General features: G+C 70.5%; 15 protein-coding genes. 10 read left to right on the top strand and 5 right to left on the bottom strand.

What is annotated here, in order from left to right:
* Positions 1 to 38 precede the first annotated feature (38 nt).
* Together CVS47_RS09910 and CVS47_RS09905 are read right to left on the bottom strand one after the other, a co-directional pair.
* On the bottom strand, positions 39 to 1,307 hold the full coding sequence (locus CVS47_RS09910) for an MFS transporter (protein WP_127095927.1): 1,269 nt from the start codon (positions 1,305 to 1,307) through the stop codon (positions 39 to 41).
* Between the two features lie 234 nt (positions 1,308 to 1,541).
* The gene (locus tag CVS47_RS09905) at positions 1,542 to 3,011 is read right to left on the bottom strand and encodes a sugar porter family MFS transporter (protein WP_127095926.1); all 1,470 of its coding nucleotides are present in this window, start codon (positions 3,009 to 3,011) and stop codon (positions 1,542 to 1,544) included.
* A gap of 68 nt (positions 3,012 to 3,079) precedes the next feature.
* Here CVS47_RS09905 and rsmA point away from each other — a divergent pair, with 68 nt between their 5' ends.
* Entirely contained in the window at positions 3,080 to 3,937 is an 858-nt protein-coding gene (gene rsmA / locus CVS47_RS09900; RefSeq protein WP_127095925.1) for a 16S rRNA (adenine(1518)-N(6)/adenine(1519)-N(6))-dimethyltransferase RsmA, read from the top strand.
* 131 nt (positions 3,938 to 4,068) lie between these two features.
* On the top strand, positions 4,069 to 4,998 hold the full coding sequence (locus CVS47_RS09895) for a phosphodiesterase (RefSeq protein WP_127095924.1): 930 nt from the start codon (positions 4,069 to 4,071) through the stop codon (positions 4,996 to 4,998).
* On the opposite strand, the gene CVS47_RS09890 is transcribed toward CVS47_RS09895, so the two are convergent.
* Entirely contained in the window at positions 4,943 to 6,538 is a 1,596-nt protein-coding gene (locus CVS47_RS09890; RefSeq protein ID WP_241240106.1) for a stealth conserved region 3 domain-containing protein, read from the bottom strand. The two genes, CVS47_RS09895 and CVS47_RS09890, sit on opposite strands and share 56 nt — an antisense overlap.
* Positions 6,539 to 6,742: 204 nt before the next feature.
* Between CVS47_RS09890 and CVS47_RS09885 the strand changes: the two genes are divergently transcribed.
* The 8 genes from CVS47_RS09885 (at position 6,743) to CVS47_RS09850 (ending at position 14,458) form a co-directional block, all read left to right on the top strand.
* Entirely contained in the window at positions 6,743 to 7,813 is a 1,071-nt protein-coding gene (locus CVS47_RS09885; RefSeq protein ID WP_127095923.1) for an aldo/keto reductase, read from the top strand.
* Between the two features lie 46 nt (positions 7,814 to 7,859).
* Positions 7,860 to 8,798 (top strand): 4-(cytidine 5'-diphospho)-2-C-methyl-D-erythritol kinase, encoded by a 939-nt coding sequence (locus CVS47_RS09880; RefSeq protein WP_127095922.1) that lies wholly within the window; start codon positions 7,860 to 7,862, stop codon positions 8,796 to 8,798.
* A gap of 146 nt (positions 8,799 to 8,944) precedes the next feature.
* On the top strand, positions 8,945 to 9,247 hold the full coding sequence (locus CVS47_RS09875) for a DUF427 domain-containing protein (protein WP_127095921.1): 303 nt from the start codon (positions 8,945 to 8,947) through the stop codon (positions 9,245 to 9,247).
* A gap of 90 nt (positions 9,248 to 9,337) precedes the next feature.
* Positions 9,338 to 10,162 (top strand): ABC transporter ATP-binding protein, encoded by an 825-nt coding sequence (locus CVS47_RS09870; protein WP_127095920.1) that lies wholly within the window; start codon positions 9,338 to 9,340, stop codon positions 10,160 to 10,162.
* Complete coding sequence (locus tag CVS47_RS09865; protein ID WP_127095919.1) at positions 10,159 to 10,860, top strand: ABC transporter permease; 702 nt, start codon at positions 10,159 to 10,161, stop codon at positions 10,858 to 10,860. Before CVS47_RS09870 ends, CVS47_RS09865 begins: the two co-directional genes overlap by 4 nt.
* Complete coding sequence (locus CVS47_RS09860; RefSeq protein ID WP_127095918.1) at positions 10,857 to 11,645, top strand: ABC transporter permease; 789 nt, start codon at positions 10,857 to 10,859, stop codon at positions 11,643 to 11,645. The genes CVS47_RS09865 and CVS47_RS09860 overlap by 4 nt, the downstream gene beginning before the upstream one ends.
* Complete coding sequence (locus CVS47_RS09855) at positions 11,642 to 12,580, top strand: ABC transporter substrate-binding protein (RefSeq protein ID WP_127095917.1); 939 nt, start codon at positions 11,642 to 11,644, stop codon at positions 12,578 to 12,580. Before CVS47_RS09860 ends, CVS47_RS09855 begins: the two co-directional genes overlap by 4 nt.
* An 84-nt stretch (positions 12,581 to 12,664) precedes the next feature.
* The gene (locus CVS47_RS09850; RefSeq protein WP_127095916.1) at positions 12,665 to 14,458 is read left to right on the top strand and encodes an ABC-F family ATP-binding cassette domain-containing protein; all 1,794 of its coding nucleotides are present in this window, start codon (positions 12,665 to 12,667) and stop codon (positions 14,456 to 14,458) included.
* Positions 14,459 to 14,473: 15 nt separating this feature from the next.
* On the opposite strand, the gene CVS47_RS09845 is transcribed toward CVS47_RS09850, so the two are convergent.
* On the bottom strand, positions 14,474 to 15,064 hold the full coding sequence (locus tag CVS47_RS09845; protein ID WP_127095915.1) for a hypothetical protein: 591 nt from the start codon (positions 15,062 to 15,064) through the stop codon (positions 14,474 to 14,476).
* Positions 15,061 to 15,558, bottom strand: a complete 498-nt coding sequence (locus tag CVS47_RS09840; protein ID WP_127095914.1) for a MarR family winged helix-turn-helix transcriptional regulator — start codon at positions 15,556 to 15,558, stop codon at positions 15,061 to 15,063. Before CVS47_RS09840 ends, CVS47_RS09845 begins: the two co-directional genes overlap by 4 nt.
* Positions 15,559 to 15,618 lie beyond the last annotated feature (60 nt).

Here is a 15,618-nt window from a genome sequence, read left to right as displayed (position 1 = left end):
GCAAATATTCGTTGGTGAACAGCTCGCCGACAGACCTACTACCGCTCGCGCCGCTCCGCCGCCTGATCGGCGTCGCCCAGCGCCACCGGCGCGGCCGCGATGTGCGAGATGGTGCGCCACACGAGCGCGAGCGTGACCGCCGACCCGGCGAACGCGAACCACCACGGCGCGGTCAGCCCCCAGATCTGGGCGATCGTCCCTCCCAGGAGCTGTCCGACGACCAGGCCGGCGAAGATGCCCACCATGTTCACGGACGCGATGCGGCCCTGCAGCCCGAGCGGCACCAGACGCTGGCGCACCGTCGTGGAGATCGTGCCCCAGACGAAGGCGTACAGACCGAAGCCGAACATGATCGCGAAGGCCACCAGCGGCGAGGTGGTCAGAGCGAAGCCCAGGTGCATCAGCACCTCCAGCGTCAGGCAGATGCGCATGAGGGTCGAGAAGCGCAGGCGCCGCTCGAGCCGGCCGAAGATCGTCGTCCCCACCAGTCCGCCCAGTGCGGAGGCCGTCGTCAGCGCGCCGAATCCGACCGCTCCCATCTGCAGGTGCTCGGTGGCGTAGAGCACGAGGATGCTCCACGGTGCCGCCCACGTCACGTTGAACACGAGGATGATCAGCACGAGCGAGCGCACCGGAGCGTTCGTCCGGAGCCACCGCAGCCCCTCGCGGATGGGATGCGCGTCACGGTCGCCGGCGGCATCCTGCTCCGGGATCGACGTCCGCGCGATGCGCGACACGAGCACGACCGCGAGGCCGACCGCCAGGATCTGCACCAGGAACGGCCAGAACGATCCCAGCGCGAACAGGAAGGCGCCTACCGGGGGACCGGCCAGCTGATTGCCGACCAGGAAGCCGGCCTGCAGGCGCGCGTTGCCGATGCCGAGATCGCGGGGTGCGACGAGCATCGGCAGCAGCGTGCTGCCGGCGGTGTCGGCGAACACCTCCGCGGTGCCGTAGAGGAATGCGGTCGCCAGCACGACCCACACGGTGATGTGCCCGGTCGCCAGGAACACCACCAGCACGGAGACGACGACGGCGCGCGAGGCGTTCGCGATCATGACGAGCCGGCGCCGATCGACGCGATCTGCGAGGGAGCCCGCGAACAGGCCGAAGAGGAGCCACGGCAGGAACTGCATCATGGCCCCTGCCGCCACCAGCAGCGGTGAGGAGGTCAGCGAGGCGATCAGCAGCGGGGAGGCGGCCAGCGCGATGCCGTCGCCGAGATTGCTCGTCCACGACGACGACAGCAGCCAGCGGAAGTCCCGGCCGAGACGCCGCGGAGCGATGAGCTCGGCGACGGGTGTCATCGGCTCATCCTAGGGAGCACGCCCGACACGGCCGTCGGACTCGCGCGCCAGGTGCCGGACACCAGGTGCCGGATGCCGGCCGTGAACGGTCCGGCATCCGGCGACGGCTCAGCGGTCCTCGTCGTCGAGGCGCTCCTGCTCGCGCTCTTCGAGGCGGTCCTTCTCCTTCTGGGCGGCTTCGCGCTCTTCGCGCACCTTCTCGTGCTCCGGCTTGTTGTTCGTCATGCCCAGATCCTACGACGTGGTCTTCGCCGTGCCCTTGGGGCGCGTGACGAACAGCGTCTCGGTCTTCTCGAGCTCCATGCCCTTGGTCTCGGGGATCTTGAGCCACACGTAGAAGAACGACAGCGCGGCGAACAGGGCGTACATGCCGTAGGTGAGCGGCAGCGACCAGGCCGACATGGCCGGGAAGCTGACGGTGATCAGGAAGTTGGCGATCCACTGCGCGCCGGCGGCGACGCCGAGCGCCTTGCCGCGGATGCGGCTCGGGAAGATCTCGCCCAGCAGCACCCACACGAGCGGGCCCCACGACGCGCCGAAGCCGATGACGAAGAGGTTGGCGGCGACGAGGGCGATCGGCCCCCACGGGGCGTCCAGCGACACCTTGCCCTCGGCGTCGGTCGTGGAGAACATGAAGCAGATCGCCATGAAGGCGAGCGAGACGGCCATCATCACCGACCCGGTGAGCAGGATCGGCTTCCTGCCGACCCGGTCGACGAGGAAGATCGCTATGAGCGTGACGAGCACGTTCGTGATCGAGGTCACGACGCTGATGCCGAGCGAGGCGCTCTCGGGGAAGCCCACCGACTGCCACAGCGTCGTGGAGTAGTAGAAGATCACGTTGATGCCGACGAACTGCTGGAACACCGACAGGATGATGCCGACCCAGACGATGCTCTGCAGGCCGAGCACGGGTCCGCGGAGGGTGACGCCCTGCGTCTCCTTGTCGAACTCGATGGCCTTCGTCAGCTCCCGTATCGACTGATCGAGGTCGGCCTTCGGGATGAGGCGCGCGAAGATGGCGCGTGCCTCGTCGTGACGGCCCTTGCTGATCAGGAACCGGGGCGATTCGGGGACGGTGAACGCGAGGATGCCGTAGACCGCCGCGGGGACGACGCCGACGAGGAACATCCAGCGCCAGGCCTCCAGCCCGAACCACAGCGGCGAGGACGCGCCGCCCGCACCCCAGGCGAGCACCGCGTCGCTGAGCAGTGCGGTGAAGATGCCGAGGGTGATCGCGAGCTGCTGCAGGGAGGCGAGACCGCCGCGGATCTGGCGCGGGGCGATCTCGGAGATGTAGGCCGGTGCCACCACGGAGGCGATGCCGATGCCGAGACCGCCGATGACGCGCCAGAGGATGAGGTCGCCGACGCTGAAGGTGAGACCGGAGCCGATCGACGAGACGAAGAACATGATCGCGCCGAGGAACATCACCCGCAGACGGCCCCAGCGGTCCGACAGGCTGCCGGCGATGATCGCGCCGACCGCGCAGCCCAGCAGCGCGACGGCGACGACGAAGCCGGTGATGACGGGGTTCAGCTCGAAGTTGCCCTCGATCGAGTCGACGGCTCCGTTGATGACCGACGAGTCGAAGCCGAAGAGGAACCCGCCCACCGCCGCCGCCACCGAGAGCCCGACGGCTCTGCGACCGTACGGACTGCGGAACGAGAACGAACCTGTGGGAATGGCGCCGGCGTCAGTCATGGGCACACACTACCCACGCCCGTGCCGCCCGCACAGGGACCTGCGTCGCCGATGGCTACAGTGAGACAATGCCCGTGAACCTCCTGGGGGCCGCTGACATCCGCGCGCTGGCCGCCGAGCTCGACGTCACCCCCACCAAGAAGCTGGGCCAGAACTTCGTCGTCGACGCCAACACCGTCCGCAAGATCGTCACCGTCGCGGGTGTCCGTGCGGGCGAGACCGTCGTGGAGGTCGGACCCGGGCTCGGCTCGCTCACCCTCGCGGTGCTCGAGACCGGCGCGAGGGTGCTCGCCGTCGAGATCGACCACCGCCTGGCCGCACGGCTGCCCGAGACCGCGGCGGCGCGCGGCGTGCCGGACGGCGCACTGACGGTGCTCGACGCCGATGCCCTCCGCATCACCGAGCTGCCCGGGGAGCCGACGGTGCTCGTGGCGAACCTGCCCTACAACGTCTCCGTGCCGGTGCTGCTGCACTTCCTCGAGACGTTCCCCTTCCTCCGTCGCGGCGTGGTGATGGTGCAGGCGGAGGTCGGCGAACGTCTCGCCGCACCGCCCGGGTCGAAGGTCTACGGCGCTCCCAGCGCGAAGGCGGCCTGGTACGGGCCGTGGCGTCTCGCCGGGACGGTGTCGCGGCAGGTCTTCTGGCCGGTGCCGAACGTCGACTCGGTCCTGGTGTCCTTCACGCGGGATGCCGCGGCCCGCGGTGACGACGACGAACGGCGTCGCACGTTCTCGATCGTCGACGCCGCGTTCCAGCAGCGCCGGAAGATGCTGCGTCAGGCGTTGTCGGGTGTGCTGGGCGGGAGCTCCGCCGAGGCCTCCGCGGTGCTCGAGGCGGCGGATGTGGCGCCGACGGCGCGGGGCGAGGAGCTCTCGATCGCCGACTTCCAGCGGATCGCGGCCGCCGCTGCGCGCGCAGCGTCTTAGTCGCCGGCACCGGACGTTCTCGGCCGGTTCTCACGGATGTCATGTGTCGTTCGCAGGAGAGCGCCCCACCATGTCCTAGACATGGACCACCGCGGTTTCGCGGCAACGGCGCTGTTCGCGAAAGGGACATCATGCGCATCGCGGAGTATCCGGCACCCGAACGGATCCTGCTCCACCTCAGTGACACCCACCTGCGCGCGCCCGGCCCGATGCTTTTCGACAGCATCGACGGCGCCCGGCGGCTGGCCCGTGCGCTCGGCGCCATCGAGGCCTCCCGCGTGCGACCCGACGCGATCGTCTTCACCGGCGACCTCGTCGACCTGGGTGAGACCGATGCCTACGGCACCCTGCGCGCGCTCGTCGAGCCGTTCGCGGAGCGGCTCGGCGCCCCCGTGTTCTGGGTGATGGGCAACCACGACGACCGTGCGTCCTTCCGCGCGGAGCTGTGGGGGCAGCATCCCGCCGACCCCTCCGCTCCCGTCGACCGCGTCGACGAGCTCGACGGCCTGCGTCTGGTGACGCTGGACAGCACCGTGCCCGGGCACCACCACGGTGAGATCGGCGACGACCAGCTCGCGTGGCTCGCCGACGTGCTGGCCACACCGGCGCCGCTGGGCACGATCCTGGCCATGCACCACCCGCCCGTGCCCGCCGTGCTGCCGCTGGCGGCGAGCGTGGAGCTACGCGACCAGCAGCGGCTCGCCCGCGTGCTCCGCGGCACCGACGTCCGCGCGATCATCGCGGGCCACCTGCACTACTCGACCTTCGCGACGTTCGCGGGCATCCCCGTGTCGGTCGCCTCATCCACGTGCTACGCGCAGGACCTCACGGTGCCGACCGGGGGCACACGCCCGCAGGACGGCGCGCACTCGTTCAACCTCGTGCACGTCTACGACGAGACGGTCGTGCACTCCGTCGTCGCGGTCGACGCCGCCCCGGCCCTCGAGCACATCGACGCCGACGAGGCGCAGCGGCGGCTGCGGCTCGCGGGCATCGAGACGCCTCTCAGCGATGCGCGGCGGATCTCTCCTCCGACGGAGCCGCTGACGGTCCTGCGCTGACGCCGACGGCAGGGTCCTCCCACGGGGCGGCGACCGGGAACATGCGTCCGAGCAGGTCGAGCACGGCGCGCACGCGCACCGTCTCGGGCACCTCGGTCTCGCCGCCGTCGTTGAGGCAGAACATGTCGATGTCGCGACGCTCCGCGAGCTTCTCCATCTGGGCGAGCGATCGCGCCAGCGTCGTCTGCACGTAGCGCGTGCGCGGCCGCTCGGTCGACACCGCCCGCCCGGTCAGCAGCGCGTAGTAGTGGTACAGGCTGTTGGTGACCGAGATGTCGGTGGCGGCGCGGAACCGGGATGCCGCGGTGCGACGGAAGTCGTCGGCGAACACGTCCTCGAGCTCGGCCATCACGCTGCGGCGCAGCGGCGTCGCGCAGTGCTCGAGGTCGCGCGAGATGATCCGGCCGAAGCGCTCCTCCAGGAGTGCGCGGTTGACGCGGAGGGCGTTGTCGTGCCCGCTGCGCTCGATGCGCGCGGCGCCGGGGCCGATCCGCACGTCGCTCTCGACGAACTTCGTGACGCCGCCGGGAGTGAAGAACAGGTCGGGGTCGACGGGGCGCGCGAAGAACATGTCGTCGTTGGAGTAGAGGAAGTGCTCGCTGAGCCCGTCGATGCGGTGCAGCTGTGCCTCCACGGCGTGCGAGTTGTGGGTCGGCAGCGACGAGGTGTCGGCGAAGAAGGCGTCGCTCGGCACCACCGTCACACGCGGGTGATCCCGCAGCCAGGCCGGCGCGGGGGAGTCGGTGGCGATGAAGATCCGCCGCACCCACGGCGCGTACATGTGCACGCTGCGCAGCGCGTAGCGCAGCTCGTCGACCTGGCGGAAGCGCGCCGGGCCGTCATCGCCCTCGCCGACGACGTACTCGGTCAGGCGCGCGGCACGCTGGCGCAGGAACTCGCTCGAGGAGCCGTCGACCCACGAGAAGACCATGTCGATCTCGGCCGTCACCTCGTGGGGCTGGGCGTCGAACATGCCGCGGATCGTGCGCCACGAGCGACCGTGGGCTTCCACCTCGACGATGTCGAGATCCGACCGGGCGAACACGCGGCGCGTCAGGACGTTCTCACGGGGAGCCTCCACGAGGGCCTCGCCGATCCGCCAGAACTCCACACCCACCGCGTGATCGGCGCCGTAGCGCAGTCCGGAGGCCGCGATGCGCGGTCGGAACACCCGCACGACGCTCGGACCGGCCTCGGCCACGGGGAGGTCCTGCATCGGCAGCGGCGCGTGCCCCTGCACCTTCCCGTAGACGGGCTCCCGCTCGCACAGCTCCGCGATCGCCGCCAGCGCCTCGACCCGGAGCTCCTCGTCCACGGCCAGCGCGGGCACCCGGGCGCTGCGACGCAGCAGCAGGACGGGGATGCCGGCGGCATCGAGCGCGTCGCGGATGAGGAGGAGGTCCTCGGTGCGGGCCTGCTCGGGCGTGAGGTCGTCGTGCGGAACGTGCAGCACGCCGCCGGCGAGGATCAGGTCCTCGCGCTCGGCGAGGACGGGCCAGAGGCGGGGTTCGCGGGGGAGTGCGGTGAGTGGGATCGTCAATGTGCTCCTCGAGGTGCAGGCAGGCAGGCCACGCTAACGGCTCGGCGTTTCCGGGATGTTGCGGAGGGTGATCCCGTCGGCGGGCCAGAGCTCCATTGTCTCCCGCGCGCGACCCGGCGGGCGACGGGCGAGGGCGGCGGGGGACGACGGCATCCGACGCGGCCGCCCGCACCGCTGGTGCCGCAGCCGCGCTAGCCTCGGAGCGTGACCGACGTCGACCCCCGCTTCCGCACCGGGATCCCCGAGATCCACCGTCCGTACGCCGCCGCCGCCGAGCGGTACGACGCCACCCGCTACCGGCAGGTGGGCACCTCCGGGCTCTTCCTGCCGCCCGTCTCGCTGGGCCTGTGGTGGAACTTCGGCGACAACATCCCGTTCGACCGCCAGCGCGCCGTGCTGCGCCACGCCTTCGACGTCGGCATCTCGCACTTCGACCTGGCGAACAACTACGGACCGCCCTACGGCAGCGCCGAGACGAATTTCGGCCGCATGATGCGCGAGGACTTCGCGCCGTACCGCGACGAGCTCCTCATCTCCTCGAAGGCGGGCTACGACTTCTGGCCCGGACCGTACGGCAACTGGGGCTCGCGCAAGCACATCATCGCCAGCGCCGAGTCGTCGCTGCGACGCATGGGGCTGGACTACGTCGACGTCTTCTACTCCCACCGCGTCGACGCGGTGACCCCGATCGAGGAGACCGTCGGCGCGCTGGACACGCTCGTCCGCCAGGGCAAGGCGCTGTACGTGGGCATCTCGTCCTACAGCGCGGAGCGCACCGCCGAGGCCGTCGCGGTGGCGCGGAGCCTCGGGACGCCGCTCGTCATCCACCAGCCGGCCTACTCGATCCTGAACCGGTGGGTCGAGGACGGTCTCACCGGCGTCCTCTCGCAGGAGGGGATGGGCGCGATCGCCTTCACCCCTCTCGCGCAGGGCCTGCTGACCGACAAGTACCTCGCCGACGGCGCGGCGGAGCGGTCGCAGAAGCGCTCGACGCTGCCCGACGGCACGCTGTCGGAGTCGGCGCTGGGTGCGCTGCGGGGCCTGGACGTCATCGCGAAGGAGCGCGGCCAGTCGCTCGCGCAGATGGCCATCCAGTGGGTGCTGCGCGACCCGGTGGTCGCCTCGGCGCTCATCGGCGCCTCGCGCCCGGAGCAGCTCGACGAGAACATCGCCGCGCTCCAGGGGGCGGCGTTCGACACGGAGGAGATCGAGCGCATCGACGCCCTCTCCGACGCCATCGACGTCGACCTGTGGGCGGAGTCGGCGAACAGATGAGCGCTGCCGGCGAGCGGATGCCGCGGCCCCGGGTGCCGGTCGACGCATGAGCGGATCGACGGCATGGCGCCCGGGCCGCGTGCATGTGCGCGCCCCCGGCAAGCTCAACCTGTTCTTCGAGGTGGGCGACGTGCAGCCGGACGGCTACCACGACGTGGCATCCGCCTATCAGGCCGTCTCGCTCCACGAGGACTGCTGGGCCGAGGAGGCGGATGACTTCACGATCTCGGTGACGGGCGCCGTGGACGTCTCCGGTGTGCCCTCCGACGACCGCAACCTCGCTCTGCGCGCGGCGCGACTGCTCGCGAAGGAGATCGGGCACAGGGGCGGCGTGCACCTCGACATCGTGAAGCAGGTGCCGGTCGCCGGCGGCATGGGAGGCGGATCGGCGGATGCCGCGGCCGCCCTCGTCGCCTGCGACGCCCTGTGGAACGCCGACCTCGGCACCGCGCAGCTGCAGCGCCTCGCCTCCCGGCTGGGGGCCGACGTGCCGTTCGCGCTGATGGGCGGCACCGCCGTGGGCACGGGTCGCGGCGATCAGCTGAGCCCGGCTCTGGCCAAGGGGCGGTTCGACTGGGTCATCGTGCCGGATGCCGGCGGCCTGAGCACGCCGGACGTGTACGGACGGCTCGACGAACTGCGCCGTCGCCGCAACGTCGACATCGCACCGCCGCCCCGCGCCCCGGCGGTCGCCCCCGAGGTGCTCCAGGCGCTGCGCGCCGGCGATGCCTCCGTGCTCGCCGAGCACGCCCGCAACGACCTGCAGGTGGCCGCGCTGTCGCTGCGGCCCGACCTGCGGGACACGCTCGAGCTGGGGGAGCGCTCCGGCGCCCTGGTCGGCCTCGTCTCCGGCTCGGGTCCGACGCTCGCCTTCCTGGCCGCGGGCCCGGAAGATGCTCTCGAGCTGCAGGTCACGCTGTCGGCCTCCGGCCGGACGGCACTCCACGTGCACGGCCCGGTGGCGGGAGCCCGCGTCATCGGCTGACGCGCACTATTACACTCCGTGACGCGTTCAGGGCAAGGGGGTGTCTTTTCCGGGTCCCTGTCCGCGGTGGGGGGTACCGTGGAACACCGCTGCGGCCAGCCCGCAGCGGACGACGGCGTGAATCGGATCGCCGGCCAGGAGGAATCATGAAGGCAGTACTCGACGGCTCGGTCATCGCCGAAGCCCCGCAGGAAGACCTCGTCCGCATCGAGGGAAACTGGTACTTCCCCCCGGCCAGCGTCACCGCGGGAGCTCTCGAGGAGACGGCCACGCCGTACACCTGCCCCTGGAAGGGCGAGGCGCAGTATTACGCCGTCGTGGCCGACGGCCGGAGACTCGACGACCGCGCCTGGTCCTACCCGACCCCGTACCCCACGGCCATCGAGCGGGTCGGCACCGACTTCTCGGGCTACGTCGCGTTCTGGAAAGAGGTCCAGGTCGTCGATTGACCGACGACCCGGCTCACCGCCCCGAGGGTCGCACACCACCATCGCACCCGCGTGGCGCCGCCTGGCGCATGCGCCCGACGAGGAGAAGCCGTGATCGAGTTCAGCCATGTGACCAAGGAGTTCCCCGACGGCACCCGCGCCGTCGATGACTTCAGTCTCGTGATCCCGTCGCGCCAGACGACGGTGTTCGTCGGATCATCCGGCTGCGGCAAGACGACGCTGCTGCGGATGATCAACCGGATGGTCGAGCCGACCGGCGGCTCCATCCACATCGACGGCGACGACATCTCCGGCAAGCAGCCCGTCGCCCTGCGGCGCGGCATCGGGTACGTGATGCAGAACTCCGGCCTCATGCCGCACTTCACCGTGGCCGACAACATCTCCACGGTGCCGGTGCTGCTCGGCACGAGCCGCAAGGAGGCGCGCACGCGCGCCCTCGACCTCATGGCCACGGTCGGCCTCGACACCGCAATGGCAGACCGCTACCCGAGCCAGCTCTCGGGCGGACAGCAGCAGCGCGTCGGCGTGGCCCGCGGGCTCGCGGCCGACCCGAACATCCTGCTCATGGACGAGCCGTTCGGCGCCGTCGACCCGATCGTGCGCACCGAACTCCAGCAGGAGCTCATCCGCCTGCAGAGCGACATCGGCAAGACCATCGTCTTCGTCACGCACGACATCGACGAGGCGTTCCTCCTGGGCGACCAGGTCGTCATCCTCGAGAAGGGCGCCCACGTCGCGCAGGTGGGCAGCCCGAGCGAGATCCTGGAGCAGCCGGCATCCGATTTCGTCGCCTCCTTCATCGGCAGCGACAAGGGCAAGCGCGCCCTGCGCCTCAAGAAGACCGCCACCGGCACGGTCGTCGTCGACGGCGAAGGCCGCACCCAGGGTGCGCTGATCGACGAGCCGGCGCCGTGAACTGGCTCTTCGGGAACCTGCCGCTCGTCATCGATCTGACGCTCAACCACATGCGTCTGAGCGTCATCCCGATCCTCCTCGGCTTCGTGATCGCCATTCCGCTCGGCCGCCTGACGCTGTCCGGGCGCGTCCCGCGCGCGACGATCATCACCTCGATGAGCCTCCTCTACACGATCCCGTCGCTCCCGCTGTTCGTGATCCTCCCGGCGATCCTGGGCACGAAGGTGCTCAGCGACGTCAACCTCATCGTGGCGCTGACGATCTACGCGGTCGCGATCATGGTGCGCGCCACCAGCGACGCGTTCTCCTCCGTCTCGGCCGATACGAAGCAGGCGGCCACCGCCATGGGCTTCTCCTCCTGGCGCCGCTTCTGGCAGGTCGAGTTCCCCCTCGCGGGTCCGGTCATGCTGGCAGGGCTGCGCGTCGTGTCGGTCTCGACCATCGCGCTCGTCTCGGTCGGCGTGCTCATCGGCTCACAGAACCTCGGCTACCTCTTCGTGAACGGCAAAGCGCGCAACAACCTCGAGGAGGTGGTCGTCGGCATCGTCGCGAGCCTCCTCATCGCCCTGCTGTTCGACGTGATCCTCGTGATGCTCGGTCGCGTGCTGATGCCGTGGTCGAAGGTCGACCGCTCCGCGCGTCGCCGCAGCCGTCGCGTCGCCCTGAGCGCGCCCATCGCGGCGGGGGGTCCGGCATGAACCTCTTCCTCAACGCCATCGCGTGGATCCTCGACCCGGCCAACTGGAAGCCGGGCGGCATCTCGCCGCTCCCGATCCAGGACCGCATCGGAGAGCACCTGCTCTACGCGGTCGTCGCGCTGTCGATCGCGGCGCTCATCGCGCTGCCACTGGGCTTCTACATCGGCCACACGGGCCGCGGACGCCAGTTCGTCATCAGCTTCACCGGCGCGATGCGCGCCCTGCCCACCCTCGGCGTCCTGTTCTTCCTCACCATGGTGCTCGGCAACATCGTGCGGGGGGCGTCGGGCATCTTCTGGGGCACGATGATCGCGCTGATCATCCTGGCCATCCCGTCGATCCTCGCCGGTGCCTACGCCGGCCTCGAGTCGGTGTCACGTCAGACGATCGACGCCTCCCGCGCGATCGGGATGACCGAGGCGCAGATCCTCACGCGTGTGGAGATCCCGCTCGCCCTGCCGCTCATCATCGGCGGACTCCGCGCCGGAGCGCTGCAGATCATCGCCACCGCGGTCATCGCCTCCTACGCGGGCCTCGGCGGCCTCGGCCGCATCATCGGCAGCGGCATCGGCCTGAACGACTACGACAAGATCCTCGGCGGCGCCATCCTGGTGACCGTCCTGGCGCTCATCGTGGACGGCGCGTTCGCGCTGGTGCAGCGCTTCACCAGAATTCCCGGGAGCGGCGCCGACGCCGCGACCCCGGGTGCACGACTCCGCCGACGGGCGTCCCGTCCCTCGGCGGCGGTGGAAACACCAAACCAAGAGAGGAATGTCACAGCATGAATATTCTCAAGAAAGGCCGGGTCGCCCTCGGCGTCATCGCGGTCGGAGCTGTGGTGGCTCTGGCAGGGTGCGCCCAAGGAGATCCCACCGCTCCCGAAACAGGTGATGCGGCCGGTGGCGGATCCTCCAGCACCATCATCGTCGGCTCGTTCGCCTTCCCCGAGAGCGAGATCCTCGGCGAGATCTACGCGCAGGCACTCACGGCCAAGGGCTTCGACGTGCAGACCAAGTTCAACATCGGACCGCGTCAGCAGACCATCCCGGCGCTGCAGGACGGCTCGATCAACCTGATCCCGGAGTACAACGGCAACCTGCTCGCGTACTACGACACCGCCTTCACGCAGCGCACGACGGAGGACGTCGACAGCGCCCTGACCGATGCGGTCGCGGCCGACGAGCTGACGGTCTACTCGTCCGCCGAGGCCGAGGACAAGGACGCCTATGTCGTCACCAGCGACTACGCCACGGCCAACGGCCTGACCTCGATCGGCGACCTCTCCAAGGTGCAGCCGCTGACCCTGGGCGCCAACCCGCAGTTCGCCGAGCTCGGCTACGGCCTCCCGGGCCTCGCGTCGGTCTACGGCGTCGACCAGGTCACCTTCGTGCCCTACGAGGACTTCGGCGGACCCGACACGGTCAAGGCGCTCGTGGACAACACGGTGCAGGTGGCCGACATCTACACGACGTCGCCGGCCCTCAAAGCCGAGAACCTCACGGTGCTCGAAGACCCGGAGAACCTGATCGCGGCCCAGAACGTGATCCCGCTCCTGAGCTCCTCCATCGACACCCCCGAGCTCAAGGAGGTGCTGGACGCCGTCTCCGCGAAGCTCACGACCGACGACCTCATCACGCTCCGCGACCGTGTCGAGGGTGACGAGCAGGCGTCCGCGAACACCGCCGCCGCCGACTGGCTGAAGGAGGCCGGGCTGCTCTGACCGGCGCCCGCCACCGCTTCACCGAGAGGCCGTCCCGCACCCGCGGGGCGGCCTCCCGGCTTTCTCGCCTAGCCTGGGAAGGATATGGCGCATCTTCTCGGGGGCGAATCCCTGCATCTGGAGTATCCGACGAAGGTCGTGTTCGACTCCGTCACCCTCGGCATCGCGGAGGGCGACCGCATCGGCATCGTCGGGCGCAACGGCGACGGGAAGTCCACGCTCCTCGGCATGCTCGCCGGGCTCGTCGAGCCCGACGGCGGCCGCGTCACGGTGCGGGGCGGCGTGCGGGTCGGCGTCCTCGACCAGGCCGACACCCTCGCCGACGACGACACGATCCGCTCGGCCGTCGTGGGCGACCGCCCGGAGCACGAGTGGGCCGGCGACGCCCGCACGCGTGATGTGCTGGCCGGGCTCCTCGGAGACCTTCCGTGGGAGTCGAGGCTCGGCGACCTCTCCGGCGGACAGCGCCGCCGCGTCGCCCTCGCGCATCTGCTCGCGCAGGACTGGGACGTCATGTTCCTCGACGAGCCCACGAACCACCTCGACGTCGAGGCCATCACCTGGCTCGCCGGCCACCTCAAGCGACGCTGGCCCGCCGGTTCGGGCGGCCTCCTGGTCGTGACGCACGACCGGTGGTTCCTCGACGAGGTCTGCACCATGACGTGGGAGGTGCACGACCGCATCGTCGAGGCTTTCGAGGGCGGCTACGCCGCGTACATCCTGCAGCGCGTCGAGCGCGACCGCATGGCGGCCTCGTCCGAGGCGCGACGGCAGAACCTCGCCCGCAAGGAGCTGGCGTGGCTCCGCCGCGGGGCGCCGGCACGCACCTCCAAGCCCCGCTTCCGCATCGACGCCGCGAACGCGCTCATCGAGGACGTGCCCGAGATCCGCGACAAGACGGCGCTGCAGTCCCTCGCCCTGTCCCGCCTCGGCAAAGACGTCGTCGACCTCCTCGACGCCGGCGTCAGCTACGGCGACCACACCGTCCTGCGCGATGTCGAGTGGCGCATCGCCCCCGGGGAGCGCACCGGCATCCTCGGCGTCAACGGCGCGGGCAAGTCCACGCTCCTCGGCCTGGTGGCCGGTTCGCTCGCTCCCACCGAGGGCCGCGTGAAGCGCGGCAAGACCGTCAAGGTGGCGACCCTGACGCAGCGCCTGGACGAGCTCGAGGCGCACCTGAACGACCCCGTGCGCGTCGTGCTGGAGCGCCTGCGCACCAGCTACTCGTTCGGCACGGGCTCGAAGACGCAGGAACTCACGCCCGGCCAGCTTCTGGAGCGCCTCGGCTTCTCCTCGGCGCAGCTCTCCACGCCGGTCAAGGACCTCTCGGGCGGGCAGAAGCGCCGCCTGCAGCTGCTGCTCATCCTGCTCGAGCAGCCCAATGTGCTGATCCTCGACGAGCCGACGAACGACCTCGACACCGACATGCTCGCGGCGATGGAGGACCTGCTCGACTCCTGGCCCGGCACGCTCATCGTCGTCTCGCACGACCGCTACTTCCTCGAGCGCGTGACCGACAACCAGTTCGCGATCCTCGACGCCCGGCTGCGGCACCTGCCCGGCGGCGTCGACGAGTACCTGCGCCTCCGCGCGCTGCAGGATGCCGCGCCGACGTCTTCCGCCGGATCGGCCGCGGCAGGCCCCGCCTCCGGACTCTCGGGTGCCGACCTGCGCACCGCGAAGAAGGAGGTCGCCGCGCTCGAGCGGCGCATCGGCAAGGTGCAGGGCGAGGTGGACGCCGCGCGCGCCGCGCTCGCGGAGCACGACCACGCCGACTACGAGGGGCTCGCGGCGCGGATGGCCCGCATCACGGCCGCCGAGACGGACGTCGCGGCCATGGAGGAGCGCTGGTTCGTTCTGACGGAGGAGATCGGCTGAGCGCCGCCGCGGTCGTCAGTGGAAGGCGTACTCCAGCAGGACGATGATCAGCCCCAGGAGCGCCGTGCCGACGCCGCCGAGCACGCGCACGAACACGGACGCCCCGCGACGGCCGTAGGCGAAGAAGCCGAGCAGGCCGAGGACGATCGTCGTCGTCCAGATCGCCGCGCGGAAGGCGTCGTCGACCGAGGCCTCCTCGAAGACGGCGATCAGCAGGACCAGCGAGGCGGGCACGGCCGCGTAGAGCATGCCGGACGCGTGCCGCATCGCGTGTCGCGTCGCCTTCCACAGACCCCGCTCGCCATGGTCGGTCAGCGTGTGGGCGAACGTGTGGGCGATGAAGAAGACCACCAGCGTGCTGAAGGCCGGCCACAGGATGTCCCACACGCTCTCGGCGTGGTCGGCGTTGATCGTGATCAGGGCGGCGTAGACGACGAGACCGTAGATCGACACCGAGCTGCGGAAGCGCCGGTCGAACCAGTGGGCGAAGCCCTTGCGGGGCCGGTGCGCGTGAGGAGCGGCGGGATGCCCCGGCTCGGTTGTGTGCGCATCCGCGGGCTGCGCGTCGGTGGCCTGCGCGTCGGCGGCCGGATCCTCGGCGCTCACGCGTCGAACCCCAGGCTGAGCTTGCGGAGCAGGCCGGCGAGGCGGTCCCTGTCGGCCCTGGACAGGCTGTCCAGCAGCAGGGCCTCGGCGTCGACGAGACGCGTGATGGCGGCGTCCACGCGGATGCGCCCGTCATCGGTGAGGGTGACCAGGATGCTGCGCCCGTCGTCGGGGTCGGCTTCGCGCCTGACGAGCCGGCGTGCCACCAGCCGGTCGATCCGGTTGGTCATGGTGCCGCTCGAGACGAGCGTCTGCTGCAGCAGCTGCTTCGGGCTGAGCTGGTAGTCCTCGCCCGCGCGGCGCAGGGCCGACAGCACGTCCCACTCCCACGGCTCGAGCTCGCTGCGGCGGAAGGCGTCGCGGCGTGCGCGGTCGAGGTGCCGGGAGAGCCGATCGACGCGGGACAGGACCTCCAGCGGCGAGAAGTCGAGGTCGGGTCGCTGGGCGATCCACGCCTCGACGATGCGGTCGACCTCGTCGCTGGTGTTCGCCATGGCTCCATTATCGACTGGGGGGCGGGACTGGCAGACTTGACGCGCGTCCGTGTCCCGGCC

It is taken from the genome of Microbacterium lemovicicum (assembly GCF_003991875.1).
Lineage (GTDB): Bacteria > Actinomycetota > Actinomycetes > Actinomycetales > Microbacteriaceae > Microbacterium > Microbacterium lemovicicum.
This window is presented reverse-complemented; position numbering and strand designations above follow the sequence as displayed.

What these genes read in the sequence shown, in the direction of transcription:
- rsmA (WP_127095925.1), top strand. Translation starts at nt 3,080, where the DNA reads ATGCCCGTGAACCTCCTGGGGGCCGCTGACATCCGCGCGCTGGCCGCC.
- CVS47_RS09850 (WP_127095916.1), top strand. Translation starts at nt 12,665, where the DNA reads ATGGCGCATCTTCTCGGGGGCGAATCCCTGCATCTGGAGTATCCGACG.
- CVS47_RS09875 (WP_127095921.1), top strand. Translation starts at nt 8,945, where the DNA reads ATGAAGGCAGTACTCGACGGCTCGGTCATCGCCGAAGCCCCGCAGGAA.
- CVS47_RS09855 (WP_127095917.1), top strand. Translation starts at nt 11,642, where the DNA reads ATGAATATTCTCAAGAAAGGCCGGGTCGCCCTCGGCGTCATCGCGGTC.
- CVS47_RS09860 (WP_127095918.1), top strand. Translation starts at nt 10,857, where the DNA reads ATGAACCTCTTCCTCAACGCCATCGCGTGGATCCTCGACCCGGCCAAC.
- CVS47_RS09840 (WP_127095914.1), bottom strand. Translation starts at nt 15,558, where the DNA reads ATGGCGAACACCAGCGACGAGGTCGACCGCATCGTCGAGGCGTGGATC.
- CVS47_RS09880 (WP_127095922.1), top strand. Translation starts at nt 7,860, where the DNA reads ATGAGCGGATCGACGGCATGGCGCCCGGGCCGCGTGCATGTGCGCGCC.
- CVS47_RS09905 (WP_127095926.1), bottom strand. Translation starts at nt 3,011, where the DNA reads ATGACTGACGCCGGCGCCATTCCCACAGGTTCGTTCTCGTTCCGCAGT.
- CVS47_RS09910 (WP_127095927.1), bottom strand. Translation starts at nt 1,307, where the DNA reads ATGACACCCGTCGCCGAGCTCATCGCTCCGCGGCGTCTCGGCCGGGAC.
- CVS47_RS09895 (WP_127095924.1), top strand. Translation starts at nt 4,069, where the DNA reads ATGCGCATCGCGGAGTATCCGGCACCCGAACGGATCCTGCTCCACCTC.